The organism is Massilia sp. P2_C2 (genome assembly GCF_056404615.1).
Window position 1 is genome coordinate 1 of record NZ_JBFUDR010000612.1, and the last position, 1,182, is coordinate 1,182.

The window sequence follows — 1,182 nt, forward strand, 5'->3', positions numbered from 1 at the left end:
CGGCCTGACGTTCGTCGCGGGCGCCTGCGCGATCGTCGACATGGTCCAGACGACGCGCAATCTTGCCGGGCTCGTGCTCGACACCGGCCGCGCGAGCGCCGTATTCGCCGGCGAGGACGCGCCGTTCGAACTCCGCGTCGACAATCCCACGCGGCTGGCGCGCTTCGCCGTCTGGATCGATTTCGAGCACGTGGCCGAGCCGCGCCAGGCCATCGACGTCGGCGCCGGCGCCAGCAGCGCACTGGTGCTGCGTTCGCCCACGGAAGCGCGCGGCTGGATGCGCCCGCCGCGCGTGCGCCTGTCCACGCGCTTCCCGCTCGGCCTGTTCCATGCCTGGAGCTGGTGGCAGCCGGATGCCCGCGCCCTCGTCTATCCGTTCCCCGAACAGGATGCCCCGCCGCTGCCGATGCTGGGCCGGCCCAGTCCGGACGGGACCGGCAGCGCGGGCAGCGACGATTTCGGCGGCGTGCGCAGCTACCAGCCGGGCGATCCGCTGCGCCTGCTGGCATGGCGCCAGATCGCGCGCCTCGACCCGGCGCTGGGCGGCCAGCTCGTCACCAAGCATTTCGAGGGCGGCACCATCGACGAGCTGGTGCTCGACTTCGACGCGCTGCCGCCCGGGCTCGACGCGGAACTGCGCCTCGCGCGCATGACCCGCTGGGTGCTGGAGGCCGAGCAGCACGCCCTGCCCTACGCGTTCCGGCTCGGCCGCACGCAGTTCGACACCGGCCTCGGCACCGCGCACGAGGCCGCCTGCCTGCGCGCGCTGGCGCTGTACGGCATACCGGAGGACGACGCATGACCGCCGTGCCGCATCCTCCACGTTTCAGGGCGCCGCTGGCGCGCGACAAGCAGGACACCTTGCTGCTGATCGCCAGCAGCCTGCTCGTGCTGGTGCCGCACACCATCCACCTGCCCCTGTGGGTCAGCCTGCTGTGCGGCGCGACCCTGGCCTGGCGCGCCGCCGTCACGCTGCTGGGCCGGCGCATGCCGTCGAACCTGATCCTCGTGCCGCTCGCGGCCGCCGCGATGGCGGGCGTGCTGCACAGCTACCACACGCTGCTGGGCCGCGATGCCGGCGTCGCCATGCTCGTGCTGCTCGTCGCCTTCAAGATGCTAGAGATGCATGCACGGCGCGACCTGTTCGTCGTCGTGTTCCTGTGCTACTTCCTCGTCCTGACC

General features: G+C 72.3%; 2 protein-coding genes. Both read left to right on the forward strand.

Annotation, left to right across the window (positions count from 1 at the left end):
• The coding region (locus AC1DYX_RS31310) for a DUF58 domain-containing protein (RefSeq protein WP_477266136.1) at positions 1 to 802 on the forward strand (802 nt) is incomplete at its 5' end.
• Positions 799 to 1,182 (forward strand): TgpA N-terminal domain-containing protein (locus AC1DYX_RS31315; RefSeq protein ID WP_477266137.1); only part of this gene is annotated, 384 nt, incomplete at its 3' end. The genes AC1DYX_RS31310 and AC1DYX_RS31315, both read left to right, overlap by 4 nt.